The organism is Peribacillus sp. FSL P2-0133 (assembly GCF_037975445.1).
Classification (GTDB): Bacteria; Bacillota; Bacilli; order Bacillales; family DSM-1321; genus Peribacillus; species Peribacillus simplex_E.
On sequence record NZ_CP150254.1, the window covers coordinates 4,635,666 to 4,658,478 of the forward strand.

The 22,813-nt window shown below is 33.0% G+C and carries 13 protein-coding genes; 2 read left to right on the forward strand and 11 right to left on the reverse strand.

The window, feature by feature from the left end:
* Positions 1-15 precede the first annotated feature (15 nt).
* The 6 genes from MKY17_RS22290 to MKY17_RS22315 form a co-directional block, all read right to left on the reverse strand.
* On the reverse strand, positions 16-990 hold the full coding sequence (locus MKY17_RS22290) for a hypothetical protein (RefSeq protein ID WP_339200720.1): 975 nt from the start codon (positions 988-990) through the stop codon (positions 16-18).
* 497 nt (positions 991-1,487) lie between these two features.
* Positions 1,488-2,654, reverse strand: coding sequence for a DGQHR domain-containing protein (locus MKY17_RS22295; RefSeq protein ID WP_339200722.1), 1,167 nt, complete (start codon positions 2,652-2,654; stop codon positions 1,488-1,490).
* Between the two features lie 11 nt (positions 2,655-2,665).
* Positions 2,666-3,418: a hypothetical protein gene (locus tag MKY17_RS22300; RefSeq protein ID WP_339200723.1), complete on the reverse strand. Its 753-nt coding sequence runs from the start codon at positions 3,416-3,418 to the stop codon at positions 2,666-2,668.
* 335 nt (positions 3,419-3,753) lie between these two features.
* Positions 3,754-4,686: a hypothetical protein gene (locus MKY17_RS22305; protein ID WP_339200724.1), complete on the reverse strand. Its 933-nt coding sequence runs from the start codon at positions 4,684-4,686 to the stop codon at positions 3,754-3,756.
* A gap of 11 nt (positions 4,687-4,697) precedes the next feature.
* Entirely contained in the window at positions 4,698-6,356 is a 1,659-nt protein-coding gene (locus MKY17_RS22310) for a DEAD/DEAH box helicase family protein (protein WP_339200725.1), read from the reverse strand.
* Positions 6,349-8,745 (reverse strand): ATP-binding protein, encoded by a 2,397-nt coding sequence (locus tag MKY17_RS22315; RefSeq protein WP_339200726.1) that lies wholly within the window; start codon positions 8,743-8,745, stop codon positions 6,349-6,351. The genes MKY17_RS22310 and MKY17_RS22315 overlap by 8 nt, the downstream gene beginning before the upstream one ends.
* Positions 8,746-8,954: 209 nt before the next feature.
* On the opposite strand from MKY17_RS22315, the gene MKY17_RS22320 reads away from it, so the two are divergent.
* Complete coding sequence (locus MKY17_RS22320) at positions 8,955-9,167, forward strand: helix-turn-helix transcriptional regulator (RefSeq protein WP_339200727.1); 213 nt, start codon at positions 8,955-8,957, stop codon at positions 9,165-9,167.
* An 18-nt stretch (positions 9,168-9,185) separates the two neighbouring features.
* Positions 9,186-10,388 carry an MvaI/BcnI family restriction endonuclease gene (locus MKY17_RS22325; protein ID WP_339200728.1) on the forward strand — a complete coding sequence of 401 codons (1,203 nt, stop codon included), beginning with the start codon at positions 9,186-9,188 and terminating at the stop codon, positions 10,386-10,388.
* Between the two features lie 12 nt (positions 10,389-10,400).
* Here MKY17_RS22325 and MKY17_RS22330 read toward each other — a convergent pair whose 3' ends face one another.
* From MKY17_RS22330 to MKY17_RS22350, 5 genes are all read right to left on the reverse strand, one after another.
* Positions 10,401-11,819 (reverse strand): DNA cytosine methyltransferase, encoded by a 1,419-nt coding sequence (locus MKY17_RS22330; protein WP_339200729.1) that lies wholly within the window; start codon positions 11,817-11,819, stop codon positions 10,401-10,403.
* 950 nt (positions 11,820-12,769) lie between these two features.
* Positions 12,770-18,058, reverse strand: coding sequence for a DEAD/DEAH box helicase (locus MKY17_RS22335; RefSeq protein WP_339200730.1), 5,289 nt, complete (start codon positions 18,056-18,058; stop codon positions 12,770-12,772).
* Positions 18,042-18,977 carry a hypothetical protein gene (locus MKY17_RS22340; protein WP_339200732.1) on the reverse strand — a complete coding sequence of 312 codons (936 nt, stop codon included), beginning with the start codon at positions 18,975-18,977 and terminating at the stop codon, positions 18,042-18,044. Before MKY17_RS22340 ends, MKY17_RS22335 begins: the two co-directional genes overlap by 17 nt.
* Positions 18,977-20,926: a hypothetical protein gene (locus tag MKY17_RS22345; protein ID WP_339200734.1), complete on the reverse strand. Its 1,950-nt coding sequence runs from the start codon at positions 20,924-20,926 to the stop codon at positions 18,977-18,979. The genes MKY17_RS22340 and MKY17_RS22345 overlap by 1 nt, the downstream gene beginning before the upstream one ends.
* On the reverse strand, positions 20,923-22,428 hold the full coding sequence (locus MKY17_RS22350; protein ID WP_339200735.1) for a hypothetical protein: 1,506 nt from the start codon (positions 22,426-22,428) through the stop codon (positions 20,923-20,925). Before MKY17_RS22350 ends, MKY17_RS22345 begins: the two co-directional genes overlap by 4 nt.
* Positions 22,429-22,813 lie beyond the last annotated feature (385 nt).

The following is a 22,813-nucleotide window of genomic DNA, read 5'->3' on the forward strand; positions in this document are numbered from 1 at the left end:
TAATCTCCTTTTTTACTATCGTAAATTATACGCTAAATCGATGTATGGTTTAATTTGTTCAAAGCTATCTACCCATTCTAATCTTATATAAGCTTCATGAGGATATTTTTCAATCTCATAGTCTGGTCTATGAAAGTTCCTACTCAGCACTTTATCTATTTCCTCTTGAATACTAAGACCTAATCTCTCCTCTTTCTTACCGATATGAAGAATAAAATGCCTTTGCCTTTGGATAGATAACGTAGCAAATTTGGGTTTTCTAACTCTTTTATATCCGATTCCATCTTTCGTTCCTGCATCTTGTATATCTTGGTATCCTGATTCATTCCAGATATAATCATGAATTTTCCTTGCTAACTTTTGAGCCTTAACCTTCTCAAACTGAAGAAAGAAATATTCATTTGTCTTTGCTCCACCTATACAATTAATGACACAGAATTCTTCAAACTGTTCCAATAAGAAACATGTTAATACATCATTTGATTGTTTAAAAAATTGATATTGTTCCTGTAAAAAGTTCCTGATATCACTCCAGGTCAAAATGATATTTTTTTCAACCTTTTGATTGATAGCAAATCTCTTTTTATGACCTTCAAGCTGGTTAATTTCTAAGTAAGAATTTAATCCTATCTTCGTTTCTATTAAAATAGAAACATTTTCCGATAAAATCGCTCCATCGGGAATATAATATTTCTTCATTTGTAAGTTATTTATCATGTTTTTAGTTTCTGCAATTCCTATTACAACGGCTTGTGGAGTCTTGCGATGAAGCTCATTAGAGACTTGATACATGTATTCAAACGTATCCTTTTCATTTCCGTTTAACCCTAACCATATTGTCAATTTCATTGTAAGAATTTGTGAAGAGTTTTGTAAAACATTAATAAAAGCCTTGGTGGTATTATTCTCTATTTGTAATTGTTTAGTGTCTTCTGAGCCTTTACTCGTTTGTCCACGATAATAATGAAAAATATTTTTATAAATAGACATTCTTATCACCTTGAATTTTTGAGATTTGAAGTAAATATTGAAATTATTAAAATATATGTCACTATTCAACGCTAACTTATATTTGAATCCTGACATACCCTCTCTATATAATAAGTCCTTATATTCCCATAATTTACATTGTAACACATTCCAATTAGTAGATTATTCTTCCTAAATTATTCTCTCCAATCCAAAAAAGAGAAACTAGATTAACATCCCATTTCTCTTTGAAAACTTTTTTCTTTTTTTACCTGATAATTATGTTAAGAATTATTTAACCCGCTTGCGTAACTCATTTCATAGTTGTTAAGAAGGCAGTGACCACAGATTTACGAAGCACCTACTTGTAAATTTTATAAAACTTAAACTTATAAAGGTGATAATATTTTAAAATTTAACTATTATTATCTGGTAGCATTAATTGTGCAATTAGTTTTTTAATTTTTTTTAGAACTATACAACTTAAAAATTCTTAAAAAAGCAATTTCGAGAACTCTCTAATTATTACTTAATTCTCTATATTCTCCCTCTAAAGTCTTAATGAAATTTTCATCTCCTATTAGAGTTGTTCGTAACTTTCTATATAATTCAGACTGTAGACCTTGACTACCCGCTTTTCCAAGTTTATCAACTGAAAATTCATCGCTCTTAATATTTCGGAAAAATTCCTTAAGTTCTTCTCTATTAAATTGTCTATTTTCTACACAGAATTTAATATAAACGTAGTATAAAAGCTTCATTAAAGCACCAAACCCCGTAGTCTTTAAAAACACATAGTTTTTTCTGTCATCCCATTCATCTTTAAATGTTTGTTTAATAGCTAGATAATAACTTAATAACAACTTTATTATTTCCTTTTCATCTTTATCTTTCAAAAAAGATTTATAGGTATGGGCTCTTCTATCCTTTATATACCTTAATAGCTCATCAATAAAGGCTGATTGAGAAATGGACCCTGGCCCACTACCTAACATCCTTATTTCGTTAAAAAACGGTGAAATAGGATTACTATTTAACCATTTTACAATAGAATGGGACCTTTTAATTTCATTATATTTATCCTGATTAAATGAGCTTAAATCATACAATAATGATTTATTGACCGGCTTTTGTTTTCCGTTTATTATGCTAAAAATTTCTGCCTGAAGAGGAATTTCTAAATTTATAAATATCGTTACAACTATTTCAAAATCATCACTTATTTTGTCATTTTCAGTAAAACCGAACGATGCTAATCTATGCTGCCCGTCTACAATAAATGCATCAATTTTGTCAGGAGATAAGGTTAGTGAAATAATATCATTGTTTTCTGAAATCTCGTATCCATCCATTTCAAAATTATCATTTATTTCATCATCAACCCATTTATTATTTATCGAGACAATAATACTATTAGGAAGTATCCCATCTTGGCCAGAGATGTAATCTGCAATTTCCTTTAATCTGTTGTATTGTAACACCCTTTGAATTCCAGTATCCGATGTGAGGACATTTAATTTTTCTTTCACCTCATGAATATACTTGTTTTCCTTACTTTCCCCACTATCTCTCCAATGTAAAGTGGATATTTTTAATAAATCTTTTGCCTTCATTTTCCCTATATAGAATACATTCTGATTTTGTGAAACTTGAAAAAGCTTTAAATTTATTTTATTACTAGTCATTTAGATTACCCCTATAATTTTTGAATTTCTTGTTCATCAAATTGTATATCAAGAACTTCTTTTTCTTTCTCTTTACCCTGTTTTATATATTTAGTATTAACATCTTCCGCGTCTTTAATATCTTCCAATGCACTTGCTGCCAACATTCCAATTTCTTTGATAAACTCATCGTAATCTTTTTCTTTATCGAGTTTTTTTATTGATTGTTCAAAGCTTTGGATAGTATGAGAGAATCCAAGTAATTTCGCTTTTATTTCTTCTCCCATTTGCCCAATACTAACAATATATTCTTTCGCATCATCTGCACTTTGGCCAACCTCACCAATTTTTTTATTCAGTTTTTCTTCTATACCCTCAACATTATTTTTTGTTTTTTCAATGTCTTCTTTTACAATTAACACTTGATCTTTTGCGGTATTTGCTGTTTTTAATACTCTATTTGTTCGGAAGATATTAAAAATATCAAAAGCTATTACTAAACCCACGATAGTCAATATAATTGAAAACAGATCCTTATATAAATCCCTGTCATTCGCAGTATGGGTTAATTCAGTTTCAAGTCTTTTAACTGTGTTCTCGTAAAGATCCTTATAAAGGTCCTTATCTAACTTGTCTTCTACATCCTTTTCAAGTTGATCAATTCGATATTCAGTGATGTCTTGTTCTTGTTTTTCTTTAGAAGCAACTTCACCGAATACAAGATCGCTTGTTGTGAAATAAATGAATAAAAAAAAGAGTAGAATTTTTATTATTTTTTTAAACATATTTTAGCATCCCCTAAAAAGTTATCTATAAGTATATTACATTAGTTTTTACCACAATCCGACATTTTTTTTACTTTTTAAGTAGTTATCATATGAAAGAAGATGTTAACAAAGAGGAAATGGCCTCTCGCAAAAATCCTAGCAGTCGAACATTAGTTAGTTAATTAACTAACAAAAAAATAGTCTTCTCAAATGAGAAGACTATCCTCTTATAGTGAACTCTGCATATAAACCCTTAAAAATAATAAGTGTAAAATGAAATGTATGATCCTTAAATTATATTACAACTGATTTTAGGACAAGTGATCCAATTTATCTATTACGTTTGAGTCCCCTCATCCTGTCTTGTTAAAAAGGATAAAATAAATAGATCTTGGGTAGTTCGTAAATTCATAATTCTCACTTATTTCTTTACCAACGAAAGAAGATAACTGGAGGTTATCAGAGAAAAAGTTATCAAAAGATTTAACCTTATCAGATGAGTTTCTCCCCCAATAAAATCCACCATCCAGCATTTGTAACTTTTTGATTTGTGCCATACCAGGTATACTTCCAGCTTTTATTCTATCTTCTCTACCGGTAGGAACTGTTACAACTGAATAATATACTTTATTATCAATAAATCTTTCAGGATTTTCTTTACTATTACCGATTTCTATATCGAAAACGGAATTAATTTGGTTTCCTTTATAACAAAAATTCCAAAATAAAGGAATTGCCAACATATCTGAAGCTATTGTCTTTGGAGAAAGTAGTATAACCTTAATTTTATTTAGATCAATTTTACTAAAAAAGTCATTACAAGCTCTTCTGTAAGTTTCCTTTAAGCTAACTCCTGATAAATCATTGGGAAGAACAACGTCAATATTTTCAGTACCAGTATATTGAACAATTATTATTTCTTTAGACTTACTTATCTTCTCACCACTTACTTTAATTTCAAGTGCCCTCTTTAATTGAGGAGGTATCAACTGCATTGAACTAACAGCCCAACAATTAGTACCTAATAAACAAATATTTAAATACCAATTAATAAGCTTAGACCAAACATTTCCAGAAACAGAAACCTCACTTTGCCCTCTTTCTGAATCATCCTTAGAAAAAATTGAAGATAATTCCGTCCCAATACTTAGAATTTTTTGGGGGCTAGGGTAACTGCCTAAGTAATTGGTGATATAATCCTTATATTTAGGCCAGTTATCATTGAAAGATTGGTTTGAAAAGCATTCCTGTGCACTAATAATGTTTAATATCGAGATAATTTTCATTTCTAATTCTCCTACGGTATGAATAACTCAGTAGTATCATCATAATCTTCAATTTCAAATTTATCTTTAATAATTGATTCAAAGAACGATTCTGATGTTGTATCGCTGAAGTGAATATCAAAATTATTTAATTCTAGTACTTCTACTCCAACTTTTTTTTGGTTTTTCCCCTGTTTCGACAAGTTTAATATAGAAGCAACCCTTTTAATATCAGTAACAAAATCAAGTACGGTTACTTTTGTTTTTCCGGAACTAAGTCTAAGCCCTCTACCTAACTGTTGTAAAAAAATAATTCTACTATGTGTAACTCTTAGAAATACAACTAGATCAACTTCAGGGATATCTATACCTTCATTTAGTATATCCACAGCCAGAAGAATATCAATTTTACCTTGTCTAAATTCCCTTAGATATTTTTCTCTGGCCCATGGATCTAAGCCAGAAAATAACGCTCTAGCTTTAAATCCATAGCTCACCAAATTTTTTTCCATTTGTTTACAATGGTCAATGCTCGCACAAAAAATTATAGCTCTATTAACCTTTTCCTTTTTCCAAACATTCTTTATTGTATATATTATTTCATCATCACGTTTAGGTATAAATAATTTCTTGTTTAGGTCTTTAACAGTTAAAGATTTTTGACTGCTACTCTCTACAAAATCCCAGTCAATATTGTCTGCAAATATACGGTAATCTACCCTTGAAAGGAAACCGTGCTTCATCCCTTTAATAATGTCCATTGAAAACAACGGCTTTCCAAATATTTCAGTAATATCCCTTTCATCCGTTCTAAATGGGGTTGCAGTCATACCTAATAGGAAATCAGGATTTATATGATCAATGACTGTTTTATACGTATCTGCTCCTGCATGATGACATTCATCAATTATAATAATATTATAATCTTGTAATGGTTTATTAGCTTTTATATGATTAAACACACTTTGAAAAGTAGCGAGTGTTGTCCCTTCATTAAACATAGGTTTTTCTTTTTCATCCCATAAATGAGTTGCAACACTCTTAGGTAAATGTGGCCATAAGGCCAGATCGAACTGTTTGATTAAATCATCTTTATTTGCCAAGACTAGCACTTTCATATCACTGTACTTTCGGTATATTTGAGATAAGAATTTTCCAGCAACAAATGTTTTTCCTAATCCAGTAGCCAAAACCAAGAGAGCTGAGCGGTCTCCTTTATTAAATGCTTGCAGAATGCTATCAAGTGCAAGTGCCTGATATTCTCTCATGTCATAATCAATCACTGGTTTTAAAGGGAGGTTTTCATATAAATTTAATAACTTTCTCCCCTCTATGAAAGAAATATTATAACCGCTCTTTCGTAAATTATATAAAAAATCAAGAGATCCCTTACTTAAGTAACCATTAGTAACCACACAGCCATTACTAATACTATAAAACTCCATAGCGCGCTTTATATCTTCCACAATTTCTTTCCCTACAGCCCCACCGTTACTCCTAAATTTAACTTGATACACCATCTCATTTTTACCATTAGAAGCAATTACATCTGCTCCATTGTCACCAGAACCCCCGATAACAGCTACATGTTCCCATCCTTTGTGTATTAATAACCTACCTAGCGCCCTTTCAAATGCTGACCATGGACCATTATAAAGTCTTTCAGTACCCAAAAAACCCCATTTATCCATTAAAAGTATTCTCCTCCAATACAATAAGACTTCCTACATTTCTTTTAAACCTTGATATGTTGTTACTCTTCTCTTCGTCATTATCTAATATCCAAAGAATATCCGATAGGTAGGAATAGAATTCTTCTGCTATTTCTTCTTTAATTTCATTATCACTAATTTCATTGTACGGTCTCTTCCAAACGCCACCATCAAAAAACATTTCAGGATTATTTTTAAAGAACTTTATTACGTAATTGTTGGGCATATAAGCTAAAAATTCAGTCGTCTCCAACAACTGTTGTACCCTACTATCTCCTTCTCCTAATTTGTTTAAAACTGCCCTCTGTAATGATTTCAGATCTTCTTTATCCAACGTAACATTGGTTTGGATTTCCCGCTTAGTTTTACTTAGGGTCTTTTTTATTTCTGACAACAGCATATTTATTCTTTCTTTTACTGTATCAAGATCTAAAGTATCTTCTTTGCAATAAACATTTTTAAAATTATAGAAAATTCTAGAAAATGGCCATTCTTCAGGGTCATTCTTCCTCAAGAATAAACTGTTAGATAGCTCCATAAGAATACAGTCCTTAATACTGTTACCATGTTTTAAAAACAAAGGTGAATTTTCGTTATAAAAAGCTCGGTAATTGGAGCGGCTAAGTTTCTCCATTACAAGGGGTCTCTCATCATGTAAAGATGGATCTTCAAATACATCAAGAAGTATTGGCTCTTCTTCTAATTCATCTAATGAATACTGACCACTTAAGCTCTCATTTTTTATAAAACTAGTTTCTTCATTTTCAACATTATCACTTTGGCCACCTTCGTTATCAAAACCATGATGTTCCTGATCCTGACCATCATTTTCATCATCAACTTTTACAAATGGTTTCTCTACATCATCACCTTCATCAGTATCTGTCCCATCATTACCATTATTACCATTATTACCATTATTAAAAGGATCAGTCGGATCAAAATTATCATCTTGATTCCCGTCCCCCAAGCTAGTCCTTCTATTAGCCTCTACTTGTTCGACCAGTTGCCACCATTTATTATCGTTCAGATATTCTGTTTCACCTTTATAAAATAATTCTGCCCACGCTTTTGGCTCTGCATTACTACCTTCCCACTTATTTCCCTTTTTACTAAACTTTCCTGGGAGGAGGTCTTCATAACCCGCTTTTTTCCCTTTTCTGTATCCATTAAATAAACGTGCAATTGGAGTAGTATTTTCAGAATACCCTTTTGTAGCTGCAATATTGGGTCTAATTGGAGCTTCGCCCCTTAAACTTTTAACTACCATATCCCAATGTTGATCATTTTTTTCAATGCTATCTTTTGTATAAGTAACAGTTAAAAAGTTTGCTTCAAGCTCTCCAACTATTCTACCTCCCAAGAATGTTGTATCCACTGGGTATTCAAGTTCAAGCTCCCCAGTTTCAGGGTTCTTCCAGCTAAAAAATGATTTATCATTAGCAACAATTAGCCTTCCATTTCGATAAAAATCCACTCCGTACTTTTCCATATCAAAATATCTCTGGATACCCAACCAACCAGTTATCTTTCTTTCTCTTTTCTTTACATCGTTACTTGAATCGCAAATACGACAGATATGTGACTCACCTTCAATATGTGGTGCATCTAACCATATCCAGCAATTAGAGCAAAAATATCTATCCCCAAGATCTTCATTTATTTCAATATATGAGTAAATCCTTTCACTTTTTCTTATAACATATCTCTCAGGAGACCAAATACATTTTTTGTTGGGGATAAGCTTTTCACCATTTATTAATATGTCTATATCATGATCACGTAATAATTTTGAGTAAACCGTACTTAGCTTCTTCCTTAAAGATGCTAATCCTTGTTGCCCTAAATGACTAACCCTTTCTTTTAATCTATATATCTTTATTGTGGTTCCACTTGTATAAGAATTATCCTTTTTGCGTGTTAATACAGGCCTAACAAAACTGTCACTTTGGGCCATCTCCGCAAAATCAATCTCTATCCCCACTTCTTCTGTTGCACCTTTGTTAGAACTGTATACTGTCGTTTTTTGACCAAGTCGTGCAGTAGCAATGTTAAATCCCATACCAAATAAACCTAAATTTGAAACAGGATCATTACTACTAAAACCAGCTTTCAAAGCGTTTTCTAATTGTTCAATATCCATACCAGGTCCATTATCCCAAACTGTTATTGGAACACCTTCAACAAACTGAGAATGTTTTGGGATATCTACCATAATCTCACCTTTATATTCGCTATTTACTCTAAAGTCTTTTAATAGTGCATCTACCGAATTATCTATAAGCTCAGCAATACATTGCCAGTTCTCAAAATCAATCTGTCCAAGCATCTGAAGAATTCTAGGATTGGGAGTTAAATTAATATTCATATCTTACCTCCAGTAAAAATTTAAATTGAATTATTATTTCTAATTTTACCATATATTACGTTATGCTCCTAAACCTGGATGAAAGAGCATGCAACTTTAGGGGAAAGCCAATTTCCTTAAGAAAAATGCAAACCATTAGTATGTTGTTTATATCCAACATACTAATGGTTTTTATATTGATAATATATTGACAAGAGGTGTTTATCCAAATGAAGTCAATTAGTGTGGAATTCGGAATAAATGTTAAAAACAGGAGATTGGAGTTAGGTATGAGTCAACAAAAACTAGCTGAAGAATGTGATTTTGATAGAGGTACCATTGTTTTGATAGAAAAGGGACAATCTAATTCAACTTTAAATACGATTTCAACCCTTGCTGACGTATTAGACGTGCACCCATCCGACTTATTAAAAACTGATTAATTATAAGGAGAATATAGCATGACAAACCTTTTTAGAAATTCAACCCAAATTGAAGATGTTTTTTGTAAAGTGTTAGCACCAAATGATGATAGCGGAAGACATGGTGTTTTAATCCCCGTTTTTGCATACCGCATGTTCCCAAATTTCAATGGTTTCCAGCCTAACTCAAAAATGAATTATGAAGAAACCATTGTGACATATTGGCAAGAAGACACTGGCTTCATTGCAAAACAAAGTAAATGGAAACACTACCATAGGTATCCTGAGAGAAGAATGACAAGTCTTTCTCCAAAATTTATGAATAATAAGATAGAGGGTTCTTTACTTATTGTTGGTAAATATAAGGATAGTTTTGAATACGAGTGTTTCGTAATTGCTCCAAATAATTCAATCTACAGTGTAGTTGGGGATATCTTCAAATTAAGTAAAAAGGATGATCAATTTACCGGTTCAGCGATTTTACCAATGGAAGAAATTCTGAATGGAACAAGAAACAATGAGGCATTAGAAGAGCTTATCTGCATGTTAAAAGGAATCAACGCTCGAGGGTTTATTGAAACAATGAAAAATGGCGATACTGGAGTAGGCTTTACATTTGAAGCATTAATTGGTATAAGAGCAAACTCTGGAAAAGATCCTGATTATAAAGGCATTGAAGTAAAGTGTTCAAGATCCAAACAACCTAAGGACAAGAGAAAGGCATCGTCAGGAAAGCAGACATTATTCTCACTCGTACCCAAATGGAGTATTGTTGGTAGTAGGCGGGGGTTAATAGAGCAGTATGGTCATATTGATGAGGAGAGAGAACGAATTGGGCTATACTGTACAATTAAAATCGTTCCTAATTCATATTTGTGGCACCTTGAAATTTCTGAACCTAATCAAAGGATTTATATTTGTCAGAATGGAACAAGAGTTATATTTTACGAAATGGAAGATTTGCGTTCTGCATTAGAAAGTAAGCATAAAGAAAGCTTTTTTGTAACTGCGCACGCAAGAAAGAATGTAGCTGGTAACGAAGAATTTCATTATGACTCCGCCGTTCACTGTAACCTAGTTTCATTTGACGAATTTTTAAGGTTAATCAAAGAAAACCTCGCAGGATTAGATTTTGCTATACATTTAAAGAACGGAAAAGTGCGGGATCATGGATTTCTTTGGAGACTGGAAAATCGAAAATATCTATTAAGATTATTTAACAGTGTACAAGAGGTTTTATAAAAAAAGCGCGCCTTATTGATTGACAAGGCGTGCTTCTTTTGTATTGTTATCTTTAATTTCCATTTGTAAATTGTTGTTATTTATTGCTTCTTTAACTTTAAGTGCCACCGCTTTAGCTAATAATGGTGGTACTGCATTTCCAACTTGTGTATATTGAGGAACTTCAACCCTTCTCCTTGGTCCGCCAGTTGTCCTTTTACCCTCGAAAAAGAAGCTATCATCGAACGATTGCAAGCGAGCTAACTCACGTACAGTAGGGATACGATTTTCAAATGGATTTATAAAATCATCTGGTAATGTAACTACTGTTGGTGCTGCCGTGTTTGGGTCATATTTTAATCTATTTCCTTTTTTAGATAATAGTAACTTTAAGATATCTTCTGTTATTGTCCCGCTCTGAATTTCTTGAACAAAAGACTCGAAGTTATCATATTCATTTTGGTTATTGAAACAGTACTCAAGTAAGTTAGGGCTACTTAATCGTATAAGTGGTTCCCCTTCCCTTTTAATTCTACTAATAAGCGCTGGAGTATTCTCACCATCATTATATAACTTAAACCTCTCAACAACCAAAGTACTATGCTTTGAGGTCTGGTGATTATATTGTTCCCCCTCGTGGGCGATAGGGTTTCCAAATTCAATTGTGTTTCGGTCAGCATATATTATTGTTGGCGTTCGTCCTTGGATCGATGAAATTTGGTAATCCGTACCAATCGGGTTTATTTCTTGCCTTCGTTGATTATCAATTATTAAATCTCCTATTGCATCCTGTACAGTAAGATCTCGAACATCATTTATTTCCGGATACTCTGGAGGTGTTAATCCATTACGGTAAGCAATAAAGATTACTCGTCTTCTCTTTTGCGGTACCCCATAATTCGAGGCATCTAAAACTGTTGTAGGCAATACTGAATATCCAATTTCACTTAATTCGTTTTCCAATATGTCTGTAACTAAGCTATCATCGGGGTAAACTTTTTCAGTAACACCAATAAATTGGTCTAGTTTCGTATAAAGGAACCCTTCAACATTCTCCATTACAACGTATTTAGGTTGAATTTCATTTATTATCCTTAAATATTGTCCAAACAACATATTTCTTGGGTCGTTCCTTCTCCGTCTTCCTGCAAGGCTAAAACCTTGGCAAGGAGGTCCGCCAAAAATGGCATCAATATTAGGGATTTCGTGCCCCTGAAAAATAGTTAAGTTTTGGATTGCCTGATATATAAAATCTCGGTTTAAATCCGAAATATCTCCTCGATGGAAGAAGGTATTTTCGCCTTGGATTAAACCTAATTGTTCATGTCGTTGCGTGTAAGTTCTTTCAACATCTTCGCTAATATCACTAGAAAACAATATGTGGAAACCAGCTTGTATCAAACCTTCACTCATTCCTCCAGCACCACAAAACAAATCTATAGCGTTTGGCAAATAAATCCCCCCTTTTGATTTATTAGATAACTATTAATTTCAAATCCGTAATAGATATTAGTGAGGACCTATAAAAATTTACTACAAAATGTGAAACCCTAGTTATATTATATCTAATTATCGAACAACAATCTATCACATGTTTATATAGCAATAATAATAATAATAATTTTATTATTATTATTATTGCTATTAGGATACACATTACGCTTTTATAGTGAATAGGATTCATTGTTTTTTTCTATTAGATTTTTTTCATTATATGCATTCGAATATTCTAATGTTTCTATATCATACTATTCTGTTCGTTTTCCTTCTCTGTATTTTTGGCGATATACACTTCCAACCACTTCCTCCGTTATTTTAATGGGCTTGTGTTCAACTACTTGAGGCATGATTTGTTGCATATTTTCTACAGAACCATCAAGAAACTTCCAAACCTCTCCAATTGAAGCGTTTAGTTCTATTTCTTTTGTCCATTTTTTCAATGTAACGAGTATAAAAAATATATTGAGGCGTAGCCAGTTAGCTTATCCTTTTTTAGCTTTTACTTTATACTCCCGTTCAACTTTTTATAAACTTTTCCATAAATTTCGATTGCCTTCCAAAAGACGTAAAAAAAGCTTTCCTCGTAAGGAAAGCTTAGTATTTGGGTAAAATAACGGTAAACCTTAGGTCAACTCGCTATTCGAGTCACTACTCACGGTCTGCCCCATCCATGCGGGTTCTCCGATCCTGCTCTTAAAACTCTTTTCTTTTCGATAACCAGTGTATAACTCCTGTTCACCTTTTATGCAGCCATTCTACCAGAATTATATTTCATTCAATGTTTTATATATTAGAATCTCATCTGGATTAATATTAATAAATACCCCAGCAAACGTATCTCAATAACAAATAAATTTGCTGGGATATATTATTGTATTTGAAACTTCTCAAACAAATTAACTTTAAAGAAGTTCGTATACATTTGGTAAATCAAATTTAATCTCGTATGGTGAATAATAACGAATGCTATTAATAGCTAACTTTTTCTCAATATTATTTTTTAAACCAATCAAATTTCCATCGATAAGCTGAATGAAAACATTCCCATTTTCTTCTATTATATGTGAGTAATTCTCACCATGATGCAAATCGTATGCAGCTTTAACAGGTTTTAAATATTGAATTTGTTCTTCTCGCGTATATTTTGTAAGTTCTCCTTTAACTAAATATGTTAAAAGTTCCAGACCAAGTGGACGATTCAAATGTTCATGTTTCATTTGATTCTGGTAATTGCGTAAGCACTTGTAACAAGATGATTCACAAGCATTTATACAATGGCTTAGTACATTAAATGTCTCATTAATAATTTCTTTAATACGCATTCCTGCTACATAGGAATATCCTGCACCACCAGATAAAGTGTCAAATAAGTATAAATCAGCATAACTTTCGCCTTGTTCATTATGAACAATCCTATAACCTACTGTCAATTCCTGAGCATCAATATCTAATACCCTGCTAGCCGCTAATACAAGACCTTCTCCTAACGTTAATAAAGCATCATGTAACCATTGTTTGTTAGCATTGAAGTCTATGTGATCGTCCATATTTAAACGGATTAAAAATAAATCTGATGTAAATTTATTACCCAGATAAATTTGATGTAAGTTACCAGAACATTTATTCTCAATCATCCCTTGACGTTGGAATGGTTTATAGTGCCCTTTAAATAAATCGTCATTTTTAATGACAGGCTTGATAAATCCGCAATCCTCACACATAAAGAAGCCACTTTCTCCATCAATGCCTCTATTCATTACAATAAGTTCTTCATCTTCTCTGTGTTCGTATTTAATAAAACCAAGACTATTTAAAGTTTTAAAATCAAACTTAACTTTTTCATTCGGTACAGGTAACTGTGGAGTACTAGCAAAGCTGTATTCTTGTGTAAAATCACCTTTAGGTACCTCTTTACCCTTTTCAGGTGAAAAGCCGGTAGGACAAATGTAAGGCATTGATTTGAGTTCCTCTTTACAGTTTGGACATTTCTCAGCTGCTTTACTTGCTATTTCTGTATAATTGCATTTCACACATAGGGCCACATGTTCCCCATGTAAATTCAGATCTTGAGCTGGTGCTTCAGGATTTTTAGAAAATGGATTATAAATACCACCTATACGATAAGTCTTCTTGTTTATTACAATTTGTCGCCCTGGTGCATATTCACCTAAAGCACGGTTTAATGCTAGTTGTGGTCTTTGTTCCATAATTACTTTGTTTTTCTTATCACGACCTTGAATATAAAGACTTGTTAAATCTTTAGGGAATGCATAGGTCGGTAAGAAACCATGATTAAATAAAAAGTTTAATAGCAATTCATCTGGATGCTGCTCTGTAAATTGATCATCTTCCTCGATTAATCCTTCATACTCCATTAATTCTTTTTCAATTTCACAGAAAGCATCATCTAAATCTTGCCCTATATTGTCAGAAGCTTCTTTAATAAGTGACCATTTGTCCCCCTCATTTTTTATTGCTTCTTCAGGAATAATAGCAAAAATCTCAGGGTACTTTTTGAATTGTATTTTTACCTGTTTTACTAACCAATCCTCAAAACTATCTAAATTAAATTGAGAAGTTCCTTTAAAGAAGTCCTTAGTAGTACCTAGTGATTCAGAAATATTACTAGTTGCTAGTTCCCCATCTTGTGCATTGTTATGGAAAAAAGTCTGAATAAGTAGAGCGTTTAAATGGCGCTTAATAATCTTTTTATTGTTAATATAAATTAGCGCCTCTCGCGTATCTCCACTAATAATTAACTTCGGATTATTGAAGTAATAGTGATCGTGTGGACCATCTTGTGCATACGTTATAACTGTCGATAATGATGAACCACGACGCCCTGCACGCCCGGCTCTTTGCTGGTAATTTTCACGCTGTGGCGGGATATTTCGCATTCCAACAGCTGTTAAAGAGCCAATGTCAATACCCACTTCCATCGTTGTTGTACAACTTAAAATATCGACAATTCCTAAGCTTTCATCAAGCACAATATCTTGAAAGGCCATCTCATATTGCTCTGTTGTAGCTAACGCTATACTTGGATCCTTTTGAGATAACTGTGCTGTGTGTTCTTCAACTGAAACATTTGTGATTTTTTCGCCCTTTAAAATGTCTGCAATCGTTGTACGCCAATACCCTTTTTCTGCTTTTAATATATCACTATCTGATGGCAGTTCTTCAATTGTATTAGCATTACAACTAGGACAATTATTATGTGGTATAACTGCATGAATTTGTTTACACGAAGTACACTTATACCAAGTGAAATCAATACCGTCTATAATTTTTAATTTATCTAAATCTAAGTAATATTTATCTAACTGACTTCTACAAAGCTGATCAAATAAATGTTGAATAAGTACCTCGGAATGCTCTTCACCAACATAAACTGCTATAATTGCTTTAAGTTGCTTTGAAATAGTATGGCTTGTTCTGCCCCATTCTGAATCATCACGATACACTCCTAGTAATTCACGTCTATCATAAACATCAAGGCTAATATCAACGGCTATATTATCTAGCAATTCCTTAATAAACAGTATAGCGACCTTCTCTAGATCCTCTTTGCTAATCCATTCTTGCACTTGCTCATCACGATATAATCGTCTCATATTCGCCGGTACGACAATTCCGGTAGTTGTATCATAAATTGAATAACCTGGAGAAGAAATGATTTCTAACATGCGTAACTTAAATTCATCTCGAATGGACATGGAAATTTCATCAAATTCTACATCTGATAATTTTCTCTCATAAAAATCTTTGACATAGCTTTTTACATCCTTCATTAAGTCTTTTCGTTGTAACTGTGAAAACAGAAGTAAACGATTTTCATGGATGAAATGAAGAACAGTAGGGTATAATTCGCGACCGATTGTTGCACGTATACCTTGTTTTTCAAGCTCATACGCAGCTTTTAAAATTAATTGACGAACAGAATCCTTTTCTACTTCGTTGGGAATATCCCGTGCAAGACGCGCGGCCTTTTGACGACCATCCGAAAAGATAAGAACTTTACGCCCTTCGTTTATGTTTGTTGCTTTTCCTTCCATTGGTGGTTGTATATTAAATTGTTCTCGAATTAGGTTAGCAAAAGGCTGTTCCCCTTTAATGCGTAAATCTCGTATATTAAACTTTGCACTTTTTAAACAGCAAGGACATTTTTCAAACGAACGCGCATTTGAATGGTATTTGTTATGTTTTCGCTTAGAAACTTTTTCAACAGACTCATACACTTGAATAAACCCTTCCATAGAAGTTGGTGGCTCACCACTAATATAGCCTGTTTCTATATGCAACCATAATGGAGCGATTCTTTTCTTTTCTAAAGCTTGAGGATGTGGTTGCTCAACTAATAAATGAATCTCTATTAGTTTTTCTCCAACAATACCATGTCCACTTTCATTCCAAAGATAAGTTGGATAATTTGAATTTTCTAGAACATACCCTTTAATAAAAGTAGATCCACAGTAGCGATGTGTCACTACTTCATAAACACGGGCACCACAATCGCAAGTTAAGCGATAATCATCATAAATTTTTCCTAGTAGCCCATTTTCATTACAGCTTTTACATTTTGGATTTAAACACGTATAGATACCAGATAACCCACGGAAAAAGATATGTACACGAGCAGGAAGTAATACACGTCCATTCTTATTCGCAGCATTTGCCAATAATAAAAGATTACTAATTGCTTTTTCAGCTAGTTCTTGCTCAATATCTGGACAAACAATCGCTACAATTTCCTTTAATGAAGTTGCTTGTCCACTAATTTGAGCAATCACTTTTTCTAAGGGGCCAAACCCATCTAATTGCTCATATAAATATCGAGGAAAATCCTTTTGTTCAGAAGGTGGTTGTGGCCATTCCATAGATTCAAAAAACACTTTCGTTTCTTGTAGGTTGTCATCATAATTTGTTTTATATTTAATAAAAGATTCGCTATTCATATTAGCTAAAGTTTGTGCTTCTGCTATCGTTACAGTTCGAGCTGGAGGACGTTTCTCTTTCGTTCCTTTGATAAGTTTGAAACGACGTTTTGAAGGTTTTCCAGTTAGTTGTTCTGCAAATTTAATAGGACCATCTACATCGTCTTCTTTTCCTAAACTAGCGGATGTTAGTATGCATTTCATACGATCACGTTCAATTCCTAAACGAGACTGGAGACGACGAATCAGTAACGCTACTTCAGCACCTCCAGTACCACGATACATATGCGCTTCGTCTAGAATTAGTATAAAGTGGTTGTCTTCACTTTCAGCTAACCATTCCTTTGTTTGTTCCCAAATAGAACGTTCAATAGGTCGCATGAGCATATATTCTAGCATCGAATAGTTTGTGACAAGTATATCTGGTGGTGTATCTTGCATTTCGTGACGTGAAAATAGCTCTGCATCTGAAGGAAGTCCACGATAACGATCCCGATTATTTTTTTTAGAGTTCTTAAACGATTGTAAATCCTTAGCAGGCCATTTACCTCTTTCTTTCATTTGTTCTACTTTAGCAGGCATAGTTTCTTCTAGTTTCGTATAGTAATTTAAAATGTCATTTAACTGATAACGATCTTTAGTCGCAGAATGTGCTCCAGCATAAGGTGTTCTAGATGTGTACATCCCAAATTGAACATTTCTGCTTGCAGCATCATTAAAAATTTCTTTCACTCGTTCATCACCAAATAAACGGCGCAAACGAGTCATTTGGTCACTAACTAATGCGTTCATAGGATAAAGAATTAACGCTCGTACAGCTCGTTTTTTGAAATGCTGAGGTCTTTCGCTAGCTTCCTCATATAATGTATTTAATATTGGATGCAAAAAGGATTCGGTTTTCCCGGAACCTGTACCTGTTGAAACAATTAAATCTTTATTATGCTTTAAAAAAGCTTCCATAGCTTGTTGTTGATGCAGATACGGTCGAGGAAACACACCGACAGATGGTTGTAAAGTTGCTAATTTTGTCATTAACTTTTGAGCAGATTCTGGGATATCCATATTTCCAAAAAGGTTTCCAGGCTCATAGACAGGTGTGGATTCAATATAAGGTTCTGTAGAAAGAATACCTGGCTTATACAGTAATTCTGTACGCTTTCTTTGAAGAGATGGTTCACTGATTGGATATTGTGTTTCAATATATTCCACTAATTTTCGATGTAAACGCTCAGTTACATAATTAATTGTGTACTCCATCCTTTAACACTCCTTCTGTAAATTTGCAATATGCTAAAATAGTACGCACATTATTGATTTGATCTTCTGTGGTAAGGTAGCTTTTAGGCCATTTATTTTCATTTGGCGTTGCGATTAGGCGTAATAGTATATTTTCTTCTCTAGGAAGTGAAAAAGGTAGTTTAATCTCAATGTAGCCGTTATTATGTTTAATCATTTGGTATGTCGAGGTTGAATTTTTGAGAAAACGTAGCGCGTATTGGAATCGAACGAACATACCACCAGGTATCTGAGTAACATACCATTCTCCTTTTTTCCATTGTGCGAAATATTTCTCAGGTTTGATTTTGCTTCCAATTACTCGATCAAAGTAAAGAATATAAAATTCGCCTTCCTGCATATTTTTGATAGAAGATTTTTTATATGAACCTTTTTCAGTAAAGTACACCATCTCGTTAGGGTCAATGTCGTGATGATTTGATAGCTTGTTAGTGTATACGTTTATTAACTTTTCAAATGTTGGACGATACATATAATCATCATGCGTAAGAGAAATAGCTAATGATTTAGAAGTCAGCTGCCCGATACCTAGGCTCTTTTGTATAGGAGCCTTTAAAGAACTTATCGCTATATACTGACCGTCATGTAGTTGAACAGTCCTCTCAGGGAACAATGTATAGTAGCTATTACCCACATGAATGATTTCTCCTTGTTGAGAAAGGAATTGAAGAAACTGCATGGGAACAGATCTTTTCTCATCATTAAAAAAAGAGAGAAATATATTAGTTTCTTTATTAAATAATCTTTGGAGAACAGGCATTAATCTGTGAGAATGGACTTTATTTGTTTGAAACTCCTCACAGAGACCAATAATCAATTGCTTCACATAGTAACTGTAATGATTAATGGTTCGTTGCACAGTAATATATTCATTAATCATTAAACATCTACTCCTACTACGTCATTTTGATGGATATTGATAGCATTCTTAAATACTGTATAACACCATTCGAATATTTCATCGTCAGAAATGAATGAACTTAATTGATTTAACCATTCAACCAATTGATAAGGAATTTCTACACCAAGGCCTTTATAATCTTCAATCCATTCTCTAAATTCTCTACGAATAGATATTGAATCTTCTTCCACAACAGATCCTTCAATTTGTTCAAGCATTAATTGTCCAGGTTGAAGCGCTCTAAAGTTACGTCGATTCATAAAACGAGACATATAATCCATAGAGTTAATTAGAGGTGCATAAGGCATTTTCTCTATAAACGCTAGGGCTTCATCTAAGGAATCAATTGTGATAAATGTTAAGTCTGGCATCACCTCATCCACCCATTTATTCTGTTTAAAGTATGCTGGTAAGCTATATAATGCTGCAGTTGTATGTGGATTATGAATAACAAGTGCTTTTACCGCTTCGTTCCTCGTAAATTGGGTGTACTGCTGATTTAATTGATTTAAAGTGAATGTTTCGATTTCAGGAATTACAGTTACCATTTGCTCACAGGCAATTGTTTTAACAATACATTTAGCTAATTCAAAGCTACTGTCACCAAATATAATAATAGGCTCGCGGAGTATAACTGCAGTTAATATAGTTGCAGCTAATGTCCCTTTTTCATCATTACCTTTAAAAATAGAAAGGTTACCATTAAGTAGATTACTAAAATCGCTAACGCTCGATAATGATTTTCCTAAAATAGATTGAAATTGTGCAAAACCAAGTTGTGCACTATTAGGAACCGGAATGGCTGCCATTGGTTGAATTGGAAGATTCGATAGAGCCATTTGTTCCGCATATACACTTGCAAAATTACTTTGTAAGTGTTCTATTTTATTGTGCATAGTTTTTTGAATTTCAGAATACTGGTTTTTTATTGTTTCTAAAGCTTTGGATTCATTTATATAAGCACTTTTTATCTTATCTAATTCTAGCATCCTTGCATTATTCTCTTTTACAAGCTTTGCATTTACTTTTAAAAAGTTATCATATTTATCTTCAAATGATTGCTGGACACGTTGTTCTATAATTGTTTTTGTTACATCTAACTCTAAAACTAATTCAGTAAATAAAGTGATTTCTTCTTCTTTTAACGTATGACCTTGCATAATGTGAATAGCTCTTTGTAAACGTTCTTGTAAGTGTGGACCCTGTGCTTTATCTGAATCGTACCATTCTTTTAATCGAGCAATCATTTTTCGAGATAATTCGGCTAGATCGGTATTATCCTTTAGCTGTTTTAGGGCGTCACTAATTACACGCTGTTCATTTGCCACATCAATCGAACCTATTAAATTTTCTGAGTCTAGTTGGTTCATGCAAAAAAGACGTTCTTGGTTCTTATCAAGAATCGCAGTAATATCAATTTCTTGTTGGTAGTACTGAATAAAATCTTGTTCTTTACAACGATATAAACCATTGATGAATTCCATTTGAAGAGGACCTACTAAATAGTCATCTGCAGTTCTAAAAATAACGTGGTTAGAAACAACAAATGGGATCGATATTCCTTTGCTTAATAGTTCCACTATTTGATGTCTATCTTTTGCAATAGTTTCATCAAGATCAATGACTTCAAAAAATTTAAGATTAAATACTTCTTTTCCTAAGAAATATTTACAAGAGCTAGGTCTAGAGACATCATATGTTTTAAATTCAATAAGCTCATGAAAGCGGAAAACTTCTTTCTGCGGTGGTTGGTAAGATTCTGCAATAAAAATCTTACCTGTATTAGGGAAAATAGAGATTAAATCACTTTCATCTAACTCTTGTAACTTCCCATCATTGTAAATAGCATAAGGTTGCGCACCTACAGCTTCACTTGTATTTCCATCTTTTTGAATGTTTCGTTTATAAATTTTTAGTAAAGCAATCATTGGATATGTTTCATCTCCTTTATTATTTCTACAATTGGTTTAGGAACACGTATACCAAAGCGGCGAATATAGTAAAGAATCTTATCTTTATACACAAAGGCGCTATTCATTACAATTGATTGTAGTAACCGAATCTCTTCTACTAAACAAATAACTTTTGGATACAGATAGTGCTTTTCATATAAGCTGAGAATTCTTTCAAATGCTATCCTATTTGATAATGCTAACGGTTGTTGAACATTGACACTCCATAAAGTAGGAAAATCTATACGAATAGGCGCTTTAAAGGTATTTTTCCCACCATGTTTCATTTTATAATTGATATCCGTTTCAGTGTGTACCAATACAGATAAATCTGTCTCGAATTCTATTTTTTCTACTTGTAATTCACGAATTGTAAATAACGCATCTTTATTATCGATTATTGCTTGCCCTTTGAAGTTACGAGTATGCTCTAATATTGGGGTGTAACGTAATGTTAGAATCTCTGTAACTTCTTGATCAACATATAGCAAATAATCGCCTGAATCTGATATATTCAGTTCCATGATCTGGTTATTTGGTACTCTTAATACTTGACGCCGATTATTCGGATGTACCAAAATTACTCTCTGTTCCATATGCCTCATGCCAATATTGGTTACCAGCCAGAAACTTTTATGACTATTTATTTCTACAATTGTACCTATTTTTTTGAAAGAAACTGGAGGAAGAATATCTAAATGACATGTAGCGGCCAAAAGTGTATAGTATAGAATTCTCGTAAACCATTTCTGTAAATCATCAGAGAACTCTATTGGCATAATCAATTCATAGATATAAAATTGCTCATATCGTATTTGGCTTACCACCTCTAGATCTGAATGAATATATATTAACGGAGTTGCTGATACTACAAAAAAACGACCAGATAATGTAATTTTACGATAAGGTATGCTATTAAATTGACCTTGTATTTCTTTAAAAATAAGAGGACCATCACTAAATGGCTCAAACATGCCACTAATATGAAGTCCCAACATTTTTTCATATCGCTCATTTGTACATTTAAATGTATATCTACCAAGCAAAGGAACGTCTTGCTCACAAGCTGGGCGAGCTGGTAATAAACGAACAGTATTTAACTGGAATTCTGAAATCTGTTCACAATGATATGTATAGTACATATTATGACGTTGCATATTTACATTTAATTGATTAATCAATGGGAACTTTAATTGAAATATGTATTCCTGATCTTGCTTTTTTAATACAAGGCGAACTCTTTGACGTGCTGCAAGCTCTTGATCATACATAGTGTATTCACCAAGACTCTGGGAATACAATTCGCAGGCTGCCTTTACTTCATTGGGAACCCCTTTGCCATGGCGAAAATGAGGGGTATTCTTCGTTCCCGGATAAAAATGAAGAGCCCCATTACATCTAGGGCAAAAATATAATCGTCCTTTAATTGCCTGTAACGCTGTAATTAGCTGATAATCAGCTGTATAGGCTCTGTCCATCTAATCACCTCAGCATATATTCATATTAAGTAGTTATTTATAATCATACTATATTTCCTACTTTTAAAGAATTTAATTAAAAAACTTATCTTTCAAGTATTAACACTATAGAATCAGCAGCTTTAGGTAATATTCTAATAAACATAAGAAATATACATCTTACTAAATAATCCATTTCTCATGAGATAACAAGATGCATTAAGGACGCGAGGGCATGTACTAGGAAAGAAGAAGATTGAACTAGTTGGATCAACCAAAAATATTTATAAGCTAAGCTTTTTCTTCTTTCGGAATTTATTGAACAAAAAAATGGATAGTCCCTTTGATTTTCGTAAGGCTCTATCCACTTCTTCTTATATAAAAACATTTCTTACTTTCCAAGCAT

Excerpts from the sequence above, each read along its gene's own strand:
- MKY17_RS22290 (WP_339200720.1), bottom strand. The coding sequence starts at position 990 with ATGTCTATTTATAAAAATATTTTTCATTATTATCGTGGACAAACGAGT.
- MKY17_RS22295 (WP_339200722.1), bottom strand. The coding sequence starts at position 2,654 with ATGACTAGTAATAAAATAAATTTAAAGCTTTTTCAAGTTTCACAAAAT.
- MKY17_RS22300 (WP_339200723.1), bottom strand. The coding sequence starts at position 3,418 with ATGTTTAAAAAAATAATAAAAATTCTACTCTTTTTTTTATTCATTTAT.
- MKY17_RS22305 (WP_339200724.1), bottom strand. The coding sequence starts at position 4,686 with ATGAAAATTATCTCGATATTAAACATTATTAGTGCACAGGAATGCTTT.
- MKY17_RS22310 (WP_339200725.1), bottom strand. The coding sequence starts at position 6,356 with ATGGATAAATGGGGTTTTTTGGGTACTGAAAGACTTTATAATGGTCCA.
- MKY17_RS22315 (WP_339200726.1), bottom strand. The coding sequence starts at position 8,745 with ATGAATATTAATTTAACTCCCAATCCTAGAATTCTTCAGATGCTTGGA.
- MKY17_RS22320 (WP_339200727.1), top strand. The coding sequence starts at position 8,955 with ATGAAGTCAATTAGTGTGGAATTCGGAATAAATGTTAAAAACAGGAGA.
- MKY17_RS22325 (WP_339200728.1), top strand. The coding sequence starts at position 9,186 with ATGACAAACCTTTTTAGAAATTCAACCCAAATTGAAGATGTTTTTTGT.
- MKY17_RS22335 (WP_339200730.1), bottom strand. The coding sequence starts at position 18,058 with ATGGAGTACACAATTAATTATGTAACTGAGCGTTTACATCGAAAATTA.
- MKY17_RS22340 (WP_339200732.1), bottom strand. The coding sequence starts at position 18,977 with ATGATTAATGAATATATTACTGTGCAACGAACCATTAATCATTACAGT.
- MKY17_RS22345 (WP_339200734.1), bottom strand. The coding sequence starts at position 20,926 with ATGATTGCTTTACTAAAAATTTATAAACGAAACATTCAAAAAGATGGA.
- MKY17_RS22350 (WP_339200735.1), bottom strand. The coding sequence starts at position 22,428 with ATGGACAGAGCCTATACAGCTGATTATCAGCTAATTACAGCGTTACAG.